Genomic DNA, 19549 nt, shown 5'->3' on the forward strand with positions numbered 1-19549 from the left:
GTCAGCTGCCCGCCGCCATCGCCGCGGCAATCTTGGCCTCGGCATCTGCGACGACCTCCTTGGGCGCTTCGGGCAGCAGGTCCGCCCACAGCGGCAGCATCTCCCGTTTGGCCTCGAGCATGCCCAACGGCCGCGGGTAGAACCACACGTGGAAGTGGGCCGAACCGTCGCCCCAACGATAGACGTGCACCCGCGCGATGTCGCCGAGCGCGAGAATCGCCCGCTCGACCCGGGCGACGACCGGCCCGTAGCTCGTCGCGTGCCCGTCGGGGAGGTCGGCGAAGCTGTCGTAGTGGCCGCGGGCGGCCAGCCAGACCACGCCGGGAATCGTCACCCCGGTGGCCCGGCACAGCGCCCAGTTGTCGTCGCTCCACAGCGGCGGCTCGTGCTCGGGCCGGTTGCCGGCCAGCCAGTCGCACAGGCCACACGGATCACCACCCGGCTCACCGACCCGCGGCGGCTCCGGGATCACCCGCGCCGGCGGGTCCAGTCTGGTCAGCGGTTCGGCGTACGGAAGTGTCATGGCGGTCTCCTCAACGAGAATGATGCCGTCAGTGAAACATGGTTGTTGCACGAAATGCAACAGGTATGTTTCACGCCTCCAGCACGCCGCGGAGAACCAGGTCGAGGGTCAGGCGCCGGGCCCTCGACCGGGACCAGTGGTGGCGGCCACGCATGTGGACGTAGGTGAAGGCGGCCGAGACCATCAGCACCTCGGCCACGTCGCTGATCCGGCCGTGCGGGTGCAGCGAGCCGTCCGCCTCGCCATCACGCAGGAACCGCTCGAACGGGTCGAGGAACGAGACCGGCCCGTTGCGTGCCTGCTCCTGGTGGAAGACCAGGTCCGACGACAACATCAGCGGCAGATGCCGGTCGATCACGTCGAACAGCGCTTCCAGCGTCCGGACCAGCCCCTCCCGCCCGGTCCCGGACCCGGCCAGCACCGGCCACATCGTGTCCCGGTAGTCGGCGGCTAGCGCGTCCAGCAGCGAGCTCAGCAGCGACTCGACGGTGAGGCCCTGCCGCCAGAGTGTGACCCGCGACCGGCCGACCTTCTCCGCGACCCGCTCCAGCGTCACGCCGGACCAGCCGTGCTCGCCCAGTACGGCGATGGTCGCCGTACGCAGCATCTCGTCCACCGGCGCCACCTCACTCTTGTGCAACATGGCCGTTGCAATGCACCATGACTGTACCAACCGGCGAGGAGGAACGGGCGTGGACCGCAGGACCGAGATCCAGGTGCACTTCACCGATCAGGAGCGAGCTGGACTGGCCGCGCTCGCCGCCGGGTTGCGCGGGGTGGCCGAGGCCGACCTGTCCGAGGAGGATGCGCTGGTCGCGGCGGTGGAGATGGCGCTCACCCGGCTGATCGACGATTTCGAGGTGCCCGATCCGGTGACCCGCGGGCAGGTCCAGGCCGCCCGCGACGACCTGCGTGCGCACTGGATCCGGGGCGCCGCCGGGATCTAGACGGTCGCCTTCAGCACACCCAGCAGTCGCGCGACTTCCGCTGCCACGGCGTCGCGGGCCGGGCCGAGGTACTTCCTCGTGTCGACCAGCGTCGGGTTCTCGCCGAGCACCTCGCGGACGACGCCGGTGAAGACGTTGTTCAGGTGGGTGGCGATGTTGACCTTGGTCATGCCGGCCTCGACCGCGCGGGTGAGGTCCGGGTCGGCGACGCCCGACGAGCCGTGCAGGACCAACGGCACCGGGACAGCATCGCGGAGCTGTGTGATGAGGTCGAAGTCGAGCGTTGCGGTGCGCTCGGTCATGGCGTGACTCGAGCCGACCGCGACCGCCAGCGCGTCGACGCCGGTCGCCTCGGCGAAGGCGAGCGCCTCGTCGGGGCGGGTCCGGGCGCCGGGTGCGTGGACGCCGTCCTTCCCGCCGACCTCGCCGATCTCCGCCTCGACGAAGACCCCGTGGTCGTGGCAGTAGGCAACCACCTCGGTCGTCGCCGCCACGTTGTCGGCGTACTCGAGCTTGGAGGCGTCGTACATCACCGACGTGAACCCGAGCGCGACCGCCTCGGTGACCAGGTCCCGGTCCATCGCGTGATCCAGATGTACGACGACCGGCACGGTCGCGGCCGTCGCGGCCGCCAGCGTGGCGACCCCGATCGGCTTGAGCGCGCCGTGGTACTTCACCGCGTTCTCACTGATCTGCAGGATCACCGGTGCACCGACCTGCTCGGCGCCCGCGATCAGCGCGGTCGCGTGCTCCAGCTGGATCACGTTGAACGCGCCGACACCACGGCCGGCCTTGGCAGCAGCCAGCACAACCTCGGCCCCGGAGACCAACGGCATGAGAACTCCTTCTACTGAACAGTTACTTGGGGTTGCCAACGGCGGTAGGCGGCCAGGTCGATGTCCCCGGCAACGGGTGTCAACACCGCGGCAGCCGATGCGGCGACGGCCGACTTGAGTACGACGGACCAGTCAGGCTCGGGAGCTTCGGCAACGGCTGCGGCGACGATCGCCGTACAGGCATCGCCCGCACCGGTCGGGTTGCCGCTGACGGTCTCGACCGGCAGCGCACGCCAGACGCCTTTCTTGCTGGCGGCAACCATCCCGCGCGGACCGTCGGTGATGACCGCGGCCGACGCACCGAGCGCGACCAGCCCCGCCGCGCCCTCCTCGACTTCCGCATCGCCCACGGCAGCACGCAGCTCGGACGCATTGGCCCGCACCACCGCCCCCGCACGAGCCGCGGCCGACAACGCGTCACCACCGGTGTCGATCACCGACAGTACGTCGTGATGCCGCGCCCGCACCGCGAGCTCGGCGTACGCGTCGGACGGCAACCCCGGCGGCAGGCTGCCCGAACACGCGAGCACACCCATCCGGCCCCACGGCATCCGGTCCAGGAACGCTCGCCACTCGTCGCCGCTCACCGTCGGACCGGCCTCGTTGAAGATCGTCGCGTCACCGTCCACATCGTTGACGATGGCAACGGTACGGCGGGTCTCACCGGCGATCGGTGTGAGCAGAGCCGTCAGCCCGGCGTCGAACAACTCCTCGGCGACCAGCTCCCCCGTCACGCCACCGACGAACCCGAGCACCAGCACCTGATGACCGAGCGTGGCCGCGACCCGTGCGACGTTCACGCCCTTGCCGCCGGCCCGCCGACGGATCCGGTCGACGCGATGGCTCCCGCCGACCCGCAGTTCGTCGACCTCGTACGTCACGTCCAGCGCAAGGTTGAGCGTGACGGTCCCGATCAGTCCAGCCACGACCCGGCCCGCATCACTTTCTGCACGGCGTACTCGTCGTCGAGCAGGACCAGGTCTGCCCGCTTCCCGGTCTCGATCGAGCCGACGTGGTACCAGCCGAAGTGCTGCGCCGGCGTCGTCGAGGCCATCCGCGACGCGTCCACCAGCGACACCCCGGCCGTCACTGCGTTGCGGTAGGCAACGTCCATGGTCAAGGTGCTGCCGGCAATGGAGTGCGTGCCCTCGGCAAGCGTCACCAGACCGTTGGTGACGTCAACGGCCAGGTCGCCGAGCTGGTACCGGCCGTCGGGCATGCCGGCGGCGGCCATTGCGTCGGTGATCAGCGCGATCCGGTTCACCCCGGCGGCCGCGAGCGCGACGCGGACCACCTGCGGGTCCAGGTGCATGCCGTCGTTGATCACCTCGAGCAGCAGGCGCTGGTCGTTCAGCGCGGCGCCGACCGGGCCGGGATCGCGGTGATGGAACGGCCGCATCCCGTTGAACAGGTGCGTCGCCACGGTCGCGCCGGCGTCCACACCGGCGACCATCTGTTCGTACGTCGCGTCCGTGTGCCCGAGCGCGGCGACCTTGCCCGCGTCGCCGATCTGGCGGATCGCTTCCAGCCCGTTCTCGAGCTCCGGTGCGATCGTCACCATCCTGACCGCGTCGCCGAGCACCATCGCGACATCGTCCTTCAGCGGCGGCCGCAGCAGCGCCGGGTCGTGCGCCCCGCACCGCGCCTTGGACAGGAACGGGCCTTCGAGGTGGACGCCGGCGATCACACCGTCGGCGACCAGGTCCGCGAGGCACGCGGTCTGCGAGACGATGACGTCGAGCGGCGCCGAGACCAGGCTGGCCAGCGTCGTCGTCGTACCGTGCTTGCCGTGGAAGGCCGCGACCTTGCGCGCCTCCTCCGGATCGGTGGTCGAGTACGACGACCCGCCGCCGCCGTGTGTGTGGATGTCGACGAACCCCGGTACGACGGTGACGTCGCCCAGGTCCTCGGGCCGCTTGCCGTCCGCGGGCATCCCCTCGGACCGGCGCCCGAACGCGTGGATGTCCTCGTCGACCACCTGGATCCAGGCGTTCTCCAGCACGTCGTCCGGCGTGACCACCCGGCCCACGCGATACGTCGTCATGCCGTCTCCTCCTCGTCGGCGGTAACGCTGTCCCACGCCATCTGCGCGGCGCCCAGCATGCCCGCCTCCTCGCCCAGCACCGCGGCCACGATCTCGGGCTCACGCTGGAACGTCAGGCGCGCGTGCACACCCTCGCGCAGCGGCTGCAGCAGCGTCTCACCGGCGCCGACGAGGCCGCCGCCGATCGCGATGCGGGTCGGTGCGACCAGGGTCGTGTAGAGGACCAGAGCGTCGATCAGGGCCGCCAGCGCGTCCTGCCAGACCTTCTCCGCGTCCGGGTCTCCGGCCGCGAGCAGCTCCATCACCTCGCGGGCGCCGTCCACGCTCCGGCCGGTCCGGGCGGTGTACCGCCTGGCCAGCGCGGCGGCGGAGGCGACCGTCTCGAGGCAGCCCCACTGACCGCAGGCGCACAGCTCGGCCGCGTCGCCGTAGATGAACTTCGAGTGGCCGAGCTCGCCGGCGTACCCGTCGCCGCTGACCAGGGATCCGTCGACGATCATCGCGGCGGCGATCCCGGTGCCGAGCGGCAGGAACATCGAGTTCGTCGTACCGGCCAGGGCGCCCTGCCGCAGCTCGGCGTACCCGCCGCCGCGGACGTCGTGGGCGAGCACGATCGGCACGTCGTCGCCGACCGCCGCCTTCAGCTCGGCCAGCACCGGCGTCGCGACCCACTCCAGGTTCTCGGCGCCGACGGTCCCGTGCTCGGCGTCGATGACGCCCGGCACGACGACGCCGATCGCGCGCACCCGGTGCCCGTCGGCGGTCGCCTTCTGGCTGAGCTCGACGACGGTTTCCAGCAGCGCGTCGAGCACAGCACGTCCCCCGGCGTCCCGGGGAGTAGGCCTGGTCTCGCGGTGCAGCAGGGCACCGTCGGCGGCGACCAGGCCGCACTTCATCCGGGTTCCACCGAGGTCGACGGCAACCACGACTTCACAGGGGTCCACGGAGCGCCATTATGCAGCGTTACCCGGGGGTCCGAACATCCATGAGCAAAACACAAGACAAAACTCACTGGACCAGGGCACGGTCTGGCTCAGTGTCACCCGGGAGCCGTGGGCAGGGAATCCACGGTTTCCGGGGCCTCGGCGATGCGGTCAGGCCCGCAGGCCGCGGTCGAAGGCCGCGACCAGGAACGTGACCAGGTTCTCGGCGAGCTTGCCGGGATCCTCGGTGCTCACAGGGCTCGCTGTGTTCACGGCGCCGGCGGCAGCCGGCGTCGGGGACAGGGCCTGTGACTGGTGCAGGGCGAGCAGACCGAGCATGTTCATGTACCCGAAGGCGACCGCGTCCGGCGACGCCTGCGGCAACGCCCGTTGCAGCGCGGTCAGGTACCGGCTCTCGATCGGATCGGACTCGGCCGCGTACAACTCCCGGATCCGCCGGCTCGGATCGAACGCGATCCGGCCGATGAACCGGGCGACCACGGCACCGCGCTCGCCCCGGCGCAGTACCAGTTCCAGTCCGGGCTCGATGAAGGCCCGGATCAGCTCCTCCGGTGTCGGCTGCCCACCGGCTTCCAATTGGTCCAGCCGGCGCCGCCGTTCGGTGTTGACCGGCGCCATCGCGCGCGCCACGGCAGCCCGTAGCAGCGCTTCCTTCGAACCGAAGTGATAGTTGACCGCGGCGATGTTCGCGGCGGCCGCGACCGTGATGGCGCGCAGCGACGTGCCCTCGTAACCCCCTTCTCCGAATCGTTGCTCAGCCACGTTGAGCAATCTCTCCCGGGTCGTTTCGACCGGTGTCTCCACAGAGTTCTCCTTCCCCCCAGCTACCGCTCGCGCAGGCACCCCACCTGCTCACGCGCAGTAGCCTGCAGTCAGCATAGTTCAAACGGTCGTTTGAACTGGAGGGCTCAGCTCAGTTGTTGCGAGAAATCCTCAGATTTCTCTGAAACCCTTTCCTTCCCACGGTTCTCGGCACTCACACCTCCACCACAGCCCGTGCTCGATCGGGTGAAACCTGTTATTGGGTTAGGGTCCGGAGCCATGACTTTCGTGCGGGTCGACCAACGATTCCGGGGGCCGGAGCGATCGGGGAACGGCGGATACGTGGCCGGCCTGGTCGGAACCGCGTTGACTGGGCAGCTCACCGACGGACAGGTACCGCGGGTTCGCCTGCGGATGCCGCCGCCGCTGCAGAAGGACCTCGCGCTGTCGGCCGGCAGCGAGGGTGCCGCGTTGACCGACGGTGACGAACTGGTCGCGGACGGAGCAGCGGTCGACAGCGGCTTCCTCGCCGACGCGACGATCGATCCGGTCGCTCCGGACGAGGCCCGCGCGGCAGAGGCGGCGTACCGCGGGTTGCAGGATCACCCGTTCCCGAACTGCTTCGTCTGCGGCCCGTCGAACCAGGCCGGTCTGCAGCTCAGGCCGGGGCCGATCGGCGACGGGCGTACGGCGTGCACGTGGCAGCCCGCGGCGGATCTGGCGACCGACGGGCTGGTCGACGAGCTGTTCCTCTGGGCGGCGCTCGACTGCCCCGGCGGCTGGACGATCGACCTCGAAGGCCGGCCCTCGGTGCTCGGCCAGCTGACCGCATGCATCGACGCGCGTCCGCAGGTCGGCGAGGAATGCGTCGCGCTCGGCCGCTACCTCGGCGAGGACGGCCGCAAGACGTTCACCGCGAGCACCTTGTACGACGCCGACGGCCGCGTCCTCGCCCGCGCGAAGCACACCTGGATCACGGTCGACCCGGCGGCGTTCAACTAACGACCTCGCGCCGCGTGGGCGCGGACCTTGGCGCGGTTGCCGCAGGTCGCCATCGAGCACCAGCGCCGGCGCCCGCGCGGGTCGAGGAACAACCAGCCGCAGGACGGGCAGGTGCGGACGTGCTCACGGGACGGGCCGGTGAGCAGGTCGCCGGCCAGCAGCGCGAGGTTGTGCAGCGGGAGCGCAAGGTCCTCGCGCAGCTCCCAGGCCAGGCCCTCGTCGGTCGGCACCAGCCGCCGGCCGCCGTACGCCTTCTCGATCACGCGCGCAGCGGCCTCGAAGGTCGTCCCGGCGGCCTGGTCGGTCAGGACGTCGTACAGATCGACACGGAAGTCGAGCGTGGCCTGCAGCCGCCGCGACACCTCGGTCGGACTGCTGCCGGCCTGCTCGATCAGCCGGAACACGGTGGCCGGCGACAGCAGGCCGACGTACGAGTTCCAGATGAGGAAGGCCTCGTACGACGTCAGCCACTCGGTCCGGGCGGGGCCACGGGTGGTCCACTCGGACCGGGTGTTGACGAAGTCGAGCACCGGATGCGCGCCGACCGGCCTCGGCAGGACGACACCCTGCACGAGATCAAGATGGGACGGCAGCGCGTTCATGGGGTCAGCCGCCGGGCTGCGTGGTCGGCGTGGTCGGGGTGGTGGTCGGGGTCGGCACCGGGATGCTGACGTTGCCGTTCTGCGGGATCACCATGAACTGGATCTTGCCCGACTCGATCGCGGTCTTCAGCAGGTAGCCGTTGGCACCGAGCAGCGCGACCTGCTGCTTGACCGACTGCAGCTCGACGTTCACCTGCTGGTTCTTCTGCTCCTGGGTGGCCTTGGCCAGCTCGGCTCGCTGCTTGGCCTCGAGGCCGTCGATGATGCCCTTGTCCAGCGGCATCGGCTTCTGGATCGTGAACGACAGCTCGCCGCAGTCGTTGCTCCCGTTGTAGCCCGGGCCGCAGAAGTAGTCCCCGCCGACCGCGGCCGGCAGCAGCCGGGTGAACTCCTTGGCCGCCGCGCTCTGGAACGCGGACTTCTTCGCCTCGTTGTTGTAGAGCTCGGCCCAGTTGTAGTTCGTCGCCACCGCGGACAGCGCACGATCGATCTGCGGCCGGAAGTAGCTCTGCAGCATGTCGTTCCAGCCGCTCTCCTCGTAGGCCTCGGTCTTCAGGCCGATGCGCTCGTGGAACGACTTGATCACGTCCTTGTCCCGATTCAGCGTGAAGTAGACCTGCACGCGGACGCCGAGCCGGACGTTGTCCTTGCTGACCACGGTGACCTCGTCGGCCGCGTCGGTGTCGGCGCCGTCACCGCCGATGATGTACGAACGCTGGTCGATCGGATACGTGTAGAGCGTGTCGCCGGGGCCGATCAGCTTGTTCGTCGAGCCCGGCGGGACGATCGACTTGAACTTCTTGTCCTCGATCACGCCGCCGCCGTAGTGCAGGCCGATCCGGTTCGCGTCGGTGTTCGCGAAGTTGAAGATGTTGAACAGGATGATCAGCGCGATCACGGCGACGATCAGCCCGCCGATCACCTTGACCTTCGCGTTGCCCTTGGGCTTGATCGCGGCGGCTGCGTTCCCCAGTTTTGCCATCAGTCGTCGAGCTCCTTGCGTTCCACCAAGCGCCGTACGTCGGCGAGGGTCAGGTCGGCGGTGACCGCGACGTCGCGCGGTACCGACGGATGCGAGCTGAGCGTACGCAGGCCCTGCTCGGCAGCCGCGACCGCCCGCTCGAGCGACCTGACCTCGTGCATCAGCGCCCGGTTCTCGGCATTGACCTCGGTCAGGGCCCGCTCCGCCTGGGCGGCCCGGCGGTACGACGCCCACCCGAACCAGCCGGTTCCGATCAGGATCAGCAGCGGGATCAGCCCCAGTTCGATCATGTCCCGATTCTCGTTCATCCCTGGGCGAAAAACGGTTGAACGGCGTACCGCCCGGCAGTAGGTTCTGAGTACACGCGAAGGGAGGTGGTCCAACGCATGAATTGCTATCGGACTCGTGAGGTGGCGGCGGGCTAACCGCCAACCACAGTTAAGTGGGCAAGTGGTCGGCCAATTCAACGCCAGCCACCGGGCCTGCGGGCAGTCAGGTAGTCCGCCTGACCCTGAGTTCGGCCACCCGGTCGTGTCTCCGGAAGCGCCCGCAGGCTTTCTTATGCCTCCGCTGGTGGGCAATCGAGCCCGAGGGCCTCGCCGATCTCGCGGAGCTGGGCCTCGAAGTACGCGCCGGCATCCGGCAGGACCCAGTGCAGCTGGCCGAAGACCTCCATGCAGATCAGGCCGTAGAGCCTGGTCCAGTAGGTCAGCGACAGGTAGATCGCGCCGGGCGGCATGCCCTGGAAGTGCTCGGACTCCTGGGTGAGCTGGGCGATCAGCTCCGCCCCGAGCAGCTCGTCGCGCGGGTACGGGAACGGCTTCCAGTGCCAGATCTGCGCGACCAGTTCCTTGAACACGTCGCCGAACCGCATCGCCGCCTGGTGACCGGGCGTCTCGTCGTGGTCGTCCGCGTCGGGCTGCGGGACCGCCGAGCCGAACAGCAGCGTGAACTCGGCCGGATGCGCGAGACCCCAGTTCCGTAGGCCGTTCGCGAGCAGGTACAGCCGCTCACCCAGGTCGGGCACCTCTTCGGTGGTCTGCAGCTGCATCAGCGCGGTCGTCAGCTCGTCGTACAGGTCCGCGATCAGCGCGCCGATCAGCGCCTCGTGGCTCGGGAAGTACCGGTACAGGGCCGGTGGGGTCAGCTTGAGCTCGCGCGCGACCGCGCGTAGCCCGACCGCCGCCGGGCCGCCGCTCACCAGCAGCCTGCGGGCCGCCGTCTTGATCTCGACGACCGTCGCCGCTCGGCGCCGGTCGCGTCCGGACTCTGCCAACCTGCGAAACCTCCTTGACATCACCTCGGCGCAGGCGTTTACAGTGTTAACAGTTAACGCTGTTCACTCAATGCCCGCTGCTCCAATCTAACGCCCCTGGAGGATGTCCGTGTTCGAGACGCTCGGCCACTTCACCTACCGCCGCCGCCGTCTGGTGCTCGCCCTGACCGGTGTCTTCGTCGTCCTCGGGCTGGCCTGGGGCACCGGCGTGTTCGGGTCGCTCGCGAACGGCGGCTTCGACGCGCCGGACACCGAGGCCGCGAACGCGGTCGCGACGATCGAGCAGAACGTCGGCCGCACCGGCACCGACGTCGTCGTGCTCTATCGCAGCCCGTCCGCGACCGTCGCCGACCCGGCCTTCAAGCAGTCCGTCGAGAGCCATCTGGCCGGCTTGCCGACCAGCGACGTGACCGCGGTGTCGACGTACTGGAGCACGAAGTCGCCGGTGTTCGTGTCGAAGGACCAGCACAGCACGTACGCCGTGCTCACGCTGGCCGGCGGCACCCAGGAGGCGCGGCTGGACACGTTCCACCGGATCGCCGCGAAAGTCCGGACGGCGCCGGACGGGCTGGACACGAAGGTCGGCGGCGAGATCGCGGTGTTCGACGAGGTGAACACGCAGACCGAGCACGACATCGTCAAGGCGGAGTCGATCTCGACGCCGATCGTGCTGGTGCTGCTGGTGGTCGTGTTCGGCGGTCTGGTCGCGGCCTCGCTGCCGCTGTTCGTAGGCGCGCTCGCGATCCTCGGCTCGTTCGTGCTGCTGCGCGGGTTGTCGGCGGTCACCGACGTGTCGATCTTCTCGATCAACATCGTCACGATGATCGGGCTCGGGCTGGCGATCGACTATGCGTTGTTCATCGTCACCCGGTTCCGCGAAGAACTTGCTCGCGGCAACGATGTCGAGACCGCGCTGACCGCGACGATGGCGACGGCCGGGCGGACGGTCGCGTTCTCCGGCGTGACGGTCGGCGTGGCGATCAGCAGTCTGGTCCTGTTCCCGGTGATGTTCCTGAAATCGATGGCGTACGGCGGTGCTGCGGCCGTCGCGATTGCGATGATCGCGGCGCTGACCGCGTTGCCGGCGCTGCTCGGCGTACTGGGTCATCGGGTGAACAGCCTGCGGATCTTCAAGGCACGCAAGACTTCCGGTTCGCAGGGCACCTGGTACCGGCTGGCGCACAGCGTGATGCGACGGCCGGTGCGCTACGTGCTGGTGCTCGTCCCGGTGCTGCTGATTCTCGGGATCCCGTTCCTGTCGGCGCAGCTGGGCGGCGTGGACCATCGATCGTTGCCGCCGGGCGCTACCTCGCGGACGGTGACCGAGACGCTGCAGCGGGACTTCCCGGGGGCCGGCGGGTCCGACATCTACTCGGCTGTGCGCTTCGATTCCGCACCGGGCGATCCGGCGGCGGCGCTGGCGCCGTACATCTCGCGGCTGCAGCAGGTGCGGGACGTGGAGAACGTGCGGATTGGTGGCTATGCGCATGGGGTTGCGTCGGTTGTCGTGCACACGCACTACACCGCGCAGGAGTTGGCGGCGCGGGACGTCGTCCACGGCGTGCGGGCGGTGCCGGCGCCTGCTGGTACGCAGGTGCAGGTCGGTGGAGAGACGGCGGCTGTGATCGATCTGCTGGATGTGCTGAAGGAGCGCGCGCCGTACATGGCCGGATTCATCGTCGTGGTCACGTTCGTGCTGCTGTTCGTTGCCTTCGGCTCCTTCGTACTGCCGGCCAAGGCGTTGCTGATGAACGTGCTGTCGTTGTCGGCGGCGTTCGGGGCGATGGTGTGGATCTTCCAGGACGGACATCTGTCCGGGTTCCTCGGGTTCACGCCGGCCGGGTTCCTGGACGCGACCAACCCCGTGCTGCTGTTCGCCGTACTGTTCGGGCTGTCGATGGACTACGAGGTGTTCCTGCTCAGCCGGATCCGGGAGGAGTACGACCGGACCGGCGACAACACCGAGGCGGTCGCGCACGGGCTGCAGCGGACCGGCGGGATCATCACCAGTGCCGCGTTGCTGCTGATCATCGTGGTCGCGGCGTTCTCGACGTCGGGCATCGTGTTCGTGAAGATGATCGGCGTCGGGCTGGTGATCGCGATCGCGCTGGACGCGACGATCGTCCGGGCGCTGCTGGTGCCGGCGACGATGCGGTTGCTGGGACGCGCGAACTGGTGGGCGCCGAAGCCGCTGGTGCGGTGGTGGGAACGCAACGGCTTCCGCGAGACCGATCAGGGCTGGAGCCGGACCAAGTCCCAGGAGCCGGAGCTGGCGGGGCGGTAGGCCAAGCGGTCGTGCAACCGGCCGACGCGGCCCTGCCAGAACTCGATCGCTTCTGGGGCGACCAGATAGCCGCCCCAGAAGTACGGCGTGGAGATCTCGGTCCCTTCTGGCCACTGGCGCTCGTACGACGCGTACTGCAGGTCGAGCTCCTCTCGCGACTGCACGGGCTGGCTCTGCTGCGACGCCCATGCGCCGAGCTGTGACTCCCGCGGCCGGGTGGCGAAGTACTCGTCGACCTCTTCGGTCGGGAGCTTGGTGACCGTGCCCTCGATCCGGACCTGGCGCTCCATCGCGTGCCACGGGAACACCAGCGCGCAGCGCGGGTTGTCGGACAGGTCGTCGGCCTTGCGCGACTGCTGATTGGTGTAGAACACGAACCCGCGCTCGTCGACGCGCTTGAGCAGGACCGTCCGCGCCGACGGCCGCCCGTCGCCGTCGGCCGTGGCCAGCACCATCGCGTTGGGCTCCGCCAGCCCGGCCTCCCGGGCCTGCTGCAACCAGGTCTCGAACTGCTTGATCGGGTCAGAGTCCATCTGATCCTCGAGCAGCTCCCCCAGCCCGTACGTCCGCCGCATCTCCGCAAGATCCACGCGTCGAGCCTACTTGTTGACCTCGGCCAGGTGCTGATCGAAGGTGGCTCGCCACAGGGCCTGCCGGAGCGTCGCCTCGCCGGCGGCCGAGCTCGCACCGGCGACCGACGCGGCCCAGAGCGTGCTGAGATCGCCGAAGCCTTCGACGTCGGCCAGGAGCGGCTCGATCAGGTCGCGGTCGGCAGCCGAGGCGAGGGTCCTCCGGACCGGAGTGAACGGCGTACCGCCGCGGCGAAGGGGCTCGACGGCGTAGAAGTAGTCGAGCATGGTCGCATCCTCGATGCCGCTGTCGACGGCTGCCTGCAGGACGCGGTCGATCTGCTCGGCGACCGCGTCGCGGGCCGCCTGCGTGGGACCCGCGGCCGGGATCAGGCGGGTCCGCAGGTGGTTGCTGAAGGCACGCAACTTGTCGGCCAACGGGAGCGCTTCGAGCTGCTGTATGTCGCGTGGATAGAAGTAGCCGTTGGCAACCTCACCGACCGGTGGGATCGAGATGAAACCGTCGGGCGGCGCGTCGAACAGGCTGCTGGCCGGCTGCAGGCCCTCCGCGTACCTGTGCCAGCCGACCGCACGCTTGATCAGCTCCCCCGGCTCTCGCCCAACGTTGGTCGTCCCTTGCTGATAGTGGCCATCGGCAACAATGGGTGTTCGTCCGGGCACAGCCAGCACACCGTCGTACGGCGTGCTGTCGTCCATGAACCATCCGCAGCCGGCGGCGAATGTCCAACCCCGCGTCGACGCGACGGCCGGTACACCCGCGAACAAGAGCGTCGCGACCGGGCGATTGCTCCACACAGACCCGTCCGGCAGTTGCAGCTCGAACAGCGGCCACGATTCCGGCGGCCGCTCTGCCGGGATCACCTGAGGCCGAGCGCCGTAGTACGCCTCTACGCGCGCACGGCCGGCCGCCGCGCGGGCGGCGGTGTCGTGCGCGAAGGTGTAGGCGACCAGCGTTTCCATGCAGAGCCTGATGCCAGCTCTGCGGCGAAAGTTATTGCGGTGGTTGCTGGCCGGGGTACTGCGGGGGTTGTTGCTGTTGGCCCGGGTATCCGCCCCACTGCTGCGGCTGCTGCTGCGGGTAGCCGGGCTGGTACCCAGGGCTGTCCTGCAGTTGCCCCGGGCCCGCCATGAGCTTGGCCAGCTTGGCTTCGACGGCCCACCGGCGCAGGCCGACCAGCAGCAGCGGTATGCCGAGCAGGATGACCGAGCCGTCGTACAGCAGGTACGAGCCGTTGAAACGCGTCCCCGGGAACTGGAACAGCTTCACGAGGTCGAAAGCCTGCCGCACCGGGAGCAGGAACACCGCCAGCCCGGACACCGTCAGCAGGAGCCCGGCCCCGGTGGTCACACCGGCTCCGATCGCCGGAGCCATCATCAGCAGCCCGAGCACGAGCGCGATGGCGACCAGCGCCGCCAGCCACGGCAGCATCTGGCCGACGTCGGTACGGAAAGTCTGGACACGGAGCAGCAGCCGGGCGGTGGCGTACGACGCGCCGACCACCCCGGCGTACGCGACGATCACGCCGATCACGAGCCCAAGGGCGGGGAGGGGCTTGGCCATGCCGTCGACACTAGACCTGTGAGCGGTCCACCGGGTGCCGACCGGCTCGAACCGGTCACAAAGCTGTGTTGTCATCAGTTTCGAGAACTATGCTGCGGGAGCGCCGACACGAGGACGAGGGAGTCGCATGTCTGATCCGAGGACCGAGGTGCAGCACGGGCTGGAAGGCGTGGTCGCCTTCGACACGCAGATCGCCGAGCCGGACAAGGAAGGTTCGGCGCTCCGCTATCGCGGCGTGGACATCGAGGACCTGGTCGGTCGCGTCCCGTTCGAGAACGTGTGGGGCCTGCTGGTCGACGGCACCTTCACACCGGGCCTGCCGCCGGCCGAGCCGTTCCCGTTGCCGGTGCACACCGGCGACGTGCGGGTCGACGTACAGTCCGCGCTGGCGATGCTCGCGCCCGCCTGGGGGCTGCGGCCGCTCTACGACATCGACGACGTCCAGGCGCGTGACGACCTGTCCCGGGCCGCGGTGATGGCGCTGTCGTACGTCGCCCAGGCCGCTCGTGGCGTCGGGCACCCGATGGTGCCGCAACGCGAGGTGGACAAGGCGAAGACGATCACCGAGCGGTTCATGATCCGCTGGCGCGGCGAGCCGGATCCCAAGCACGTGAAGGCGGTCGACGCGTACTGGACGTCCGCGGCCGAGCACGGCATGAACGCGTCGACGTTCACCGCGCGGGTGATCGCATCGACCGGCGCGGACGTCGCCGCGGCGCTGTCCGGTGCGGTCGGCGCGATGTCCGGCCCGCTGCACGGCGGCGCACCGGCCCGGGTCCTGACGATGATCGAAGGCGTCGAGCGCTCTGGTGACGCGCGGGCCTACGTGAAGGGTCTGCTGGACCAGGGCGAGCGGCTGATGGGCTTCGGGCACCGCGTGTACCGGGCCGAGGACCCGCGCGCCCGCGTGCTTCGTCGTACGGCGCGTGAGCTGGACGCCCCGCGGTACGAGGTGGCCGAGGCGCTGGAGCAGGCCGCGCTCACCGAGCTGCGCGAGCGGCGGCCGGACCGCGTGCTGGAGACCAACGTGGAGTTCTGGGCGGCGATCGTCCTCGACTTCGCGGAGGTGCCGCCGCCGATGTTCACGTCGATGTTCACCTGCGCGCGGACGGCCGGCTGGAGCGCGCACGTGCTGGAGCAGAAGCGCACCGGCCGCCTGATCCGGCCGTCGGCGATCTACTCCGGCCCGGCCTCCCGGCCCGCTGACGCGATCGAGGGCTGGAACCCGGACTGGGCCTAACTAACGGTCTTGGCTGGGGGTGCGGCCGGTGCGTTGCTTGTACTGGCGGCTGAAGTACGGAACGTCGGTGTAGCCGAGGGCGGCGGCTGTCTCGGTGACAGTCATGCCGCTCTCGGTGAGCAGTTGATGTGCGCGGTCGATCCGGGCCTGGATGAGGTACTGCGCGGGTGACATCCCGAGCTGCGCGACGAACCTCCTCGTGAACTGCGCCCGGCTCAGTGAAGCCTTGGCCGCCATCTCCGTGACGGTCCAGTCGTGGCCGGGATCCTGACGGAGCTGGCGGGCGATCTCGTCGACAGCGGTGTCGGTCACGCGTCGGCCGGGATTGTGGACGGCGTCCCAGATCAGCGCAATCAGTTGCTCGAGGCACAGTTCCGCCTGGCGCAGACCGAGCGCGTCCTGCCGGCGGTACGACGCGTCGCTCGTGCGGGCGAGGACGCCGAGCAGCTCGCGGTCCGCCACCTCGCCCCAGCGGGGGTCGGGCGCCGCCCCCGTGGTCTGGAAGTGCATGCCGAAGACCAGCAGCCGGCGATGCGGGTCGTGGGTGGCCCGCGGGGCGTCGCCCGGCTGGAAGACCGCGCAGATGCCGGGGTGCAGCTCCTGGCGTTCGTCGTTGAGCACCAACTCGCCGCGGCCGTCCAGCACGCACCAGAGCAGGTGGTCCTTGAGCACCGGTGACGTCCAGGACCATCTGGGCTCACACCGCCAGAACGTCGGTGCAGACATCCGATCGAGCTCCAGCCGTTGCAACAAAAGTTCAACTCCTCGCGCGAATCCTCCGTGGTTCGACGCCGGTACCGGGCAGGAGAATTGGTTCCGACAAGCAGCGTAGGGCAAATCCGCGGGAGTCGTGCATGAGCGTTTCATCCACCATCGACGCCGTACTTCGGGAAGAGTTCGAGCAGACCGGCTACACGCTGGTGCGCGGGCTGTTCAGCACCGACGAGGTCGACCGGCTGCGGGACCACTACATGGAGGTCCGGCAGCACGGACCGCGGTCGCACGACTTCGCGGGGCATGACTCCACCGACCGGGACCCACTGAAGCGGTACCCGCGGATGGCGCAGATGCACCGCTGGGACGAGGCGTCGCTGCAGTGGATGATCGACCCGCGGATCGACGAGGTCATGACGACGCTGCTCGGACGGTCGCCGTACGCCGTGCAGACGATGGTCTACTTCAAGCCGCCGGGCTCCCGCGGGCAGGCGCTGCACCAGGACAACTTCTACCTGAAGGCCGATCCAGGGACGTGCGTCGCGGCGTGGATGGCACTCGACCGGGTCGACGAGGCCAACGGGTGCCTCGAGGTCGTGCCCGGGTCGCACCGGTGGCCGATCCTGTGCACGGAGAAGGCCGACACCACGGTCAGCTTCACCGATGTCACGGTGCCGCTGCCGTCGACCGGGACCGCCGTGCCGGTGGAGATGGAGCCGGGTGACGTGCTGTTCTTCCACGGGGCGCTGGTGCACGGGAGCAACCCGAACGTCACCACGGACCGGTTCCGGCGGGCGCTGATCGGGCACTACATCGAGGGCGAGGCGGAGCGGGTCGCGCAGTACTACCACCCGGCGCTCCGGATGGACGGGACCGAGCTCACGCTCGAGGTGGCGGAGGGCGGCGGCGCCTGCGGCGAGTGGACCGAGACGCCGGACGGTCCGGTCGCCGTACTGACCGGCCTGCAGACCATCACCCGCAAGCACGAGTAGTCCGCGCGGTGAGCCCCGGGGTAGTGGGTTGGGCCGGGTGTGCGAGACTAGAGCGCGCTGACAGCGTCGTCGGCTTTCTGAGATGCAGACGACGAAGGGAACACGCTGGTGACCAGCGACATTGTGATTCCTGCAGAGCTCAAGCCCGCTGACGGCCGCTTCGGATCGGGTCCGTCGAAGGTCCGTCCGGAAGCCGTCGCCGCGCTGGCGACCGAGGGCGCGAAGCTGCTCGGCACCTCCCACCGCCAGGCCCCGGTCAAGAACCTGGTCAAGCGCGTCCAGGAAGGCGTGGCCGACCTCTTCCAGCTGCCCGAGGGCTATCAGGTCGTGCTCGGCAACGGCGGGTCGACGGCCTTCTGGGACGTCGCGACGTTCGCGCTGATCCGGGAGAAGAGCCAGCACCTGAACTTCGGCGAGTTCTCGTCCAAGTTCGCGAAGGCCGCGCAGCAGGCGCCGCACCTGGCCGACCCGTCGGTGATCAAGTCCGACCCGGGCACCCGCCCGGTCGCGGTGGCCGAGGCCGGCGTCGACCTGTACGCGTGGCCGCACAACGAGACCTCGACCGGTGTGATGGCGCCGGTCAAGCGGGTCGAAGGCGCCGACGAGGGTGCACTGGTCGCGATCGACGCCACCTCGGGTGCCGCCGGTCTGCCGGTCGACATCAACGAGGCCGACGTGTACTACTTCGCACCACAGAAGGGCTTCGCGTCCGACGGCGGCCTGTGGATCGCGCTGATGAGCCCGGCGGCGCTGGCCCGGGTCGAGGAGATCACCGCGTCCGGCCGCTGGATCCCGGCCTTCCTGGACCTGGCGACCGCGGTCGACAACTCGAGCAAGAACCAGACCTACAACACGCCGTCGCTGGCCACGCTGTTCCTGATGGCCGAGCAGACCGACTGGATCAACAACCAGGGTGGCCTGGAGTGGTCGGTCGCGCGGACCACGGACTCGAGCAACCGGCTGTACACGTGGGCCGAGAAGTCGGAGTACGCCACGCCGTACGTCGCCGACCCCGACGCCCGCTCGCTCGTCGTCGGCACCATCGACCTCGACGACGCGATCGACGCCACCGCGGTCGCGAAGGTGCTGCGCGCCAACGGCATCGTCGACACCGAGCCGTACCGCAAGCTCGGCCGCAACCAGCTGCGCGTCGCGATGTTCCCCGCGGTCGACCCCGACGACGTCGAGAAGCTGACCCAGGCCATCGACTACGTCGTCGAGAACCTCAAGTAGGACCGCTTGCAGCCGCCGCTCCCCTCAGCTCGGGGAGCGGCGGCTGTTTCGTTCGGTCAGAAGTCGACGCGGAGCACGGCGCGACGGTTGCCGGGGCGGGCGACCTCGGTGAAGCCGGCGTCGGCGAACATGGCGAGGGTGCCGACGGAGCCGCCGTCGACGAGGTCGGGGTAACCCTCGACGGCTTGCGCGCCGGCCTTGCGGGCGAACGGGACAGTGGCGCGAGCGAGGGCGCGGCCGATCCCTCGCCGGCGGTAACCGGCGCGGGTGACGAAGCAGGTGACGGCCCAGACGGTCGGATCGGTCCTGTCCTCGTCACGGCCGAGCCATGGGACGCGGAAGTCGCGCACCAGCCTCGCATGGTCCGCCCGCGGCGCCACGGCACACCAACCAACCGGCGCACCGTCGAGGTACGCAACCAGTCCGCTCGTCTCCTGTGCCCTGCGGTCGCCGCAGGCGGTCTGGTCGCGGAGGCGGGCTGCTAGCTCCTCGGGGCCTTCGGACGCCCACGACTCCTTGGGCAGCATCCGGAATCGCTGGCACCAGCATCGTGCGGGATCGCCGGCGCCGAAGATCGCCTGCAGGTCCTGCCATGACGCCTCGTTCGCCGGAACGATCGTGAGCTGCTCGTCGGTGACCGGCTCCCGCGAACCCGTCGTACGCGGAACCGGAACCCGTTTCGCCGCCTTCCGCTGGGCGGGTTTACGAGCCGGCTCCACGAACGTGAGCCGCAGGTCGACCGTGTCGCCCGCATCCAGCCCCTGCGGCTTACGTACGCCGTCCTTCAGCGGCAGCAGGTAGCCGCCGTCCCTCGACCACAGCGACGTCTTCCACTCCGTGTCCCCGAGGCGAGCACGGATCGGCAGCATGCCCCAGCTGTTGTGCCCGGCGGCCGCGGCGGCCGCCTTCAGCGCGGCAGCGTCATCGTCCGGGACGGGAACGAAGTAGTACGGCGCCGGTCCGCGCCACTCGATGACCTCGCCGCTGAACTCATGCTCCATGCCCCGATGCTAGGAC

General features: G+C 69.4%; 22 protein-coding genes. 6 read left to right on the forward strand and 16 right to left on the reverse strand.

All coding sequences use genetic code 11. The features are described from left to right. Position 1: 1 nt before the first annotated feature. Both ABT313_RS25645 and ABT313_RS25650 read right to left on the reverse strand, forming a co-directional pair. Positions 2-523, reverse strand: coding sequence for an HIT family protein (locus ABT313_RS25645; RefSeq protein WP_350858793.1), 522 nt, complete (start codon positions 521-523; stop codon positions 2-4). Between the two features lie 70 nt (positions 524-593). Beyond that, positions 594-1139, reverse strand: a complete 546-nt coding sequence (locus ABT313_RS25650; protein ID WP_350858796.1) for a TetR/AcrR family transcriptional regulator — start codon at positions 1137-1139, stop codon at positions 594-596. Between the two features lie 76 nt (positions 1140-1215). Here ABT313_RS25650 and ABT313_RS25655 point away from each other — a divergent pair, with 76 nt between their 5' ends. Continuing rightward, positions 1216-1470 carry a hypothetical protein gene (locus tag ABT313_RS25655; protein WP_350858799.1) on the forward strand — a complete coding sequence of 85 codons (255 nt, stop codon included), beginning with the start codon at positions 1216-1218 and terminating at the stop codon, positions 1468-1470. On the opposite strand, the gene ABT313_RS25660 is transcribed toward ABT313_RS25655, so the two are convergent. From ABT313_RS25660 to ABT313_RS25680, 5 genes are all read right to left on the reverse strand, one after another. Beyond that, positions 1467-2306, reverse strand: a complete 840-nt coding sequence (locus ABT313_RS25660; RefSeq protein ID WP_350858802.1) for a class II fructose-bisphosphate aldolase — start codon at positions 2304-2306, stop codon at positions 1467-1469. The two genes, ABT313_RS25655 and ABT313_RS25660, sit on opposite strands and share 4 nt — an antisense overlap. 11 nt (positions 2307-2317) lie before the next feature. After that, positions 2318-3232, reverse strand: a complete 915-nt coding sequence (locus ABT313_RS25665; RefSeq protein ID WP_350858805.1) for a 1-phosphofructokinase family hexose kinase — start codon at positions 3230-3232, stop codon at positions 2318-2320. Next, positions 3220-4350, reverse strand: coding sequence for an N-acetylglucosamine-6-phosphate deacetylase (gene nagA, locus ABT313_RS25670; RefSeq protein ID WP_350858808.1), 1131 nt, complete (start codon positions 4348-4350; stop codon positions 3220-3222). The genes ABT313_RS25665 and nagA overlap by 13 nt, the downstream gene beginning before the upstream one ends. Next, entirely contained in the window at positions 4347-5294 is a 948-nt protein-coding gene (locus ABT313_RS25675; protein WP_350858811.1) for an ROK family protein, read from the reverse strand. Before ABT313_RS25675 ends, nagA begins: the two co-directional genes overlap by 4 nt. A 150-nt stretch (positions 5295-5444) precedes the next feature. Next, complete coding sequence (locus ABT313_RS25680; protein ID WP_350858814.1) at positions 5445-6056, reverse strand: TetR family transcriptional regulator; 612 nt, start codon at positions 6054-6056, stop codon at positions 5445-5447. Positions 6057-6335: 279 nt separating this feature from the next. On the opposite strand from ABT313_RS25680, the gene ABT313_RS25685 reads away from it, so the two are divergent. Further along, positions 6336-7058, forward strand: a complete 723-nt coding sequence (locus ABT313_RS25685; protein ID WP_350858817.1) for a hypothetical protein — start codon at positions 6336-6338, stop codon at positions 7056-7058. Here the strand turns inward: ABT313_RS25685 and ABT313_RS25690 are convergent. The 4 genes from ABT313_RS25690 to ABT313_RS25705 all read right to left on the reverse strand — a co-directional run bounded on the left by ABT313_RS25690 (position 7055) and on the right by ABT313_RS25705 (position 9918). Then, positions 7055-7660, reverse strand: a complete 606-nt coding sequence (locus ABT313_RS25690; RefSeq protein WP_350858820.1) for a CGNR zinc finger domain-containing protein — start codon at positions 7658-7660, stop codon at positions 7055-7057. The two genes, ABT313_RS25685 and ABT313_RS25690, sit on opposite strands and share 4 nt — an antisense overlap. Positions 7661-7664: 4 nt before the next feature. Next, positions 7665-8642, reverse strand: coding sequence for an SPFH domain-containing protein (locus ABT313_RS25695; protein ID WP_350858823.1), 978 nt, complete (start codon positions 8640-8642; stop codon positions 7665-7667). Further along, positions 8642-8932: a hypothetical protein gene (locus ABT313_RS25700; RefSeq protein ID WP_350858826.1), complete on the reverse strand. Its 291-nt coding sequence runs from the start codon at positions 8930-8932 to the stop codon at positions 8642-8644. The genes ABT313_RS25695 and ABT313_RS25700 overlap by 1 nt, the downstream gene beginning before the upstream one ends. A gap of 269 nt (positions 8933-9201) precedes the next feature. Further along, a complete protein-coding gene (locus ABT313_RS25705; RefSeq protein WP_350858828.1) occupies positions 9202-9918 on the reverse strand; it encodes a TetR/AcrR family transcriptional regulator in 717 nt (238 codons plus the stop codon). Between the two features lie 103 nt (positions 9919-10021). Between ABT313_RS25705 and ABT313_RS25710 the strand changes: the two genes are divergently transcribed. Next, entirely contained in the window at positions 10022-12202 is a 2181-nt protein-coding gene (locus ABT313_RS25710) for an MMPL family transporter (RefSeq protein WP_350858831.1), read from the forward strand. Here the strand turns inward: ABT313_RS25710 and pdxH are convergent. Genes pdxH through ABT313_RS25725 form a run of 3 tightly spaced genes read right to left on the reverse strand, consistent with a single transcriptional unit; the run spans position 12151 to position 14353 of the window. Continuing rightward, a complete protein-coding gene (gene pdxH / locus ABT313_RS25715) occupies positions 12151-12792 on the reverse strand; it encodes a pyridoxamine 5'-phosphate oxidase (protein ID WP_350858834.1) in 642 nt (213 codons plus the stop codon). The genes ABT313_RS25710 and pdxH overlap by 52 nt on opposite strands. Positions 12793-12801: 9 nt before the next feature. After that, on the reverse strand, positions 12802-13752 hold the full coding sequence (locus tag ABT313_RS25720) for a hypothetical protein (protein WP_350858837.1): 951 nt from the start codon (positions 13750-13752) through the stop codon (positions 12802-12804). 31 nt (positions 13753-13783) lie between these two features. After that, positions 13784-14353 carry a hypothetical protein gene (locus ABT313_RS25725; protein ID WP_350858840.1) on the reverse strand — a complete coding sequence of 190 codons (570 nt, stop codon included), beginning with the start codon at positions 14351-14353 and terminating at the stop codon, positions 13784-13786. A 127-nt stretch (positions 14354-14480) separates the two neighbouring features. Here ABT313_RS25725 and ABT313_RS25730 point away from each other — a divergent pair, with 127 nt between their 5' ends. Further along, entirely contained in the window at positions 14481-15593 is a 1113-nt protein-coding gene (locus tag ABT313_RS25730) for a citrate synthase 2 (RefSeq protein ID WP_350858843.1), read from the forward strand. On the opposite strand, the gene ABT313_RS25735 is transcribed toward ABT313_RS25730, so the two are convergent. Further along, positions 15594-16319 carry a helix-turn-helix domain-containing protein gene (locus ABT313_RS25735; protein WP_350858847.1) on the reverse strand — a complete coding sequence of 242 codons (726 nt, stop codon included), beginning with the start codon at positions 16317-16319 and terminating at the stop codon, positions 15594-15596. It lies immediately after the preceding gene. A gap of 128 nt (positions 16320-16447) precedes the next feature. Between ABT313_RS25735 and ABT313_RS25740 the strand changes: the two genes are divergently transcribed. Together ABT313_RS25740 and serC are read left to right on the forward strand one after the other, a co-directional pair. Further along, positions 16448-17299: a phytanoyl-CoA dioxygenase family protein gene (locus ABT313_RS25740; RefSeq protein ID WP_350858850.1), complete on the forward strand. Its 852-nt coding sequence runs from the start codon at positions 16448-16450 to the stop codon at positions 17297-17299. Between the two features lie 108 nt (positions 17300-17407). After that, complete coding sequence (gene serC, locus ABT313_RS25745; protein ID WP_502884021.1) at positions 17408-18532, forward strand: phosphoserine transaminase; 1125 nt, start codon at positions 17408-17410, stop codon at positions 18530-18532. A 56-nt stretch (positions 18533-18588) separates the two neighbouring features. Here the strand turns inward: serC and ABT313_RS25750 are convergent, their stop codons facing one another. After that, complete coding sequence (locus ABT313_RS25750; RefSeq protein ID WP_350858853.1) at positions 18589-19533, reverse strand: GNAT family N-acetyltransferase; 945 nt, start codon at positions 19531-19533, stop codon at positions 18589-18591. Positions 19534-19549: the final 16 nt, after the last annotated feature.

Source organism: Kribbella sp. NPDC000426 (genome assembly GCF_040300265.1).
Lineage (GTDB): Bacteria > Actinomycetota > Actinomycetes > Propionibacteriales > Kribbellaceae > Kribbella.

Bases quoted from the DNA above. Each gene is read 5' to 3' on its own strand.
- ABT313_RS25645 (WP_350858793.1), bottom strand. From the start codon at position 523: ATGACACTTCCGTACGCCGAACCGCTGACCAGACTGGACCCGCCGGCG.
- ABT313_RS25660 (WP_350858802.1), bottom strand. From the start codon at position 2,306: ATGCCGTTGGTCTCCGGGGCCGAGGTTGTGCTGGCTGCTGCCAAGGCC.
- nagA (WP_350858808.1), bottom strand. From the start codon at position 4,350: ATGACGACGTATCGCGTGGGCCGGGTGGTCACGCCGGACGACGTGCTG.
- ABT313_RS25685 (WP_350858817.1), top strand. From the start codon at position 6,336: ATGACTTTCGTGCGGGTCGACCAACGATTCCGGGGGCCGGAGCGATCG.
- ABT313_RS25690 (WP_350858820.1), bottom strand. From the start codon at position 7,660: ATGAACGCGCTGCCGTCCCATCTTGATCTCGTGCAGGGTGTCGTCCTG.
- ABT313_RS25695 (WP_350858823.1), bottom strand. From the start codon at position 8,642: ATGGCAAAACTGGGGAACGCAGCCGCCGCGATCAAGCCCAAGGGCAAC.
- ABT313_RS25700 (WP_350858826.1), bottom strand. From the start codon at position 8,932: ATGATCGAACTGGGGCTGATCCCGCTGCTGATCCTGATCGGAACCGGC.
- ABT313_RS25710 (WP_350858831.1), top strand. From the start codon at position 10,022: ATGTCCGTGTTCGAGACGCTCGGCCACTTCACCTACCGCCGCCGCCGT.
- ABT313_RS25720 (WP_350858837.1), bottom strand. From the start codon at position 13,752: ATGGAAACGCTGGTCGCCTACACCTTCGCGCACGACACCGCCGCCCGC.
- ABT313_RS25725 (WP_350858840.1), bottom strand. From the start codon at position 14,353: ATGGCCAAGCCCCTCCCCGCCCTTGGGCTCGTGATCGGCGTGATCGTC.
- ABT313_RS25730 (WP_350858843.1), top strand. From the start codon at position 14,481: ATGTCTGATCCGAGGACCGAGGTGCAGCACGGGCTGGAAGGCGTGGTC.
- ABT313_RS25735 (WP_350858847.1), bottom strand. From the start codon at position 16,319: ATGTCTGCACCGACGTTCTGGCGGTGTGAGCCCAGATGGTCCTGGACG.
- ABT313_RS25740 (WP_350858850.1), top strand. From the start codon at position 16,448: ATGAGCGTTTCATCCACCATCGACGCCGTACTTCGGGAAGAGTTCGAG.
- ABT313_RS25750 (WP_350858853.1), bottom strand. From the start codon at position 19,533: ATGGAGCATGAGTTCAGCGGCGAGGTCATCGAGTGGCGCGGACCGGCG.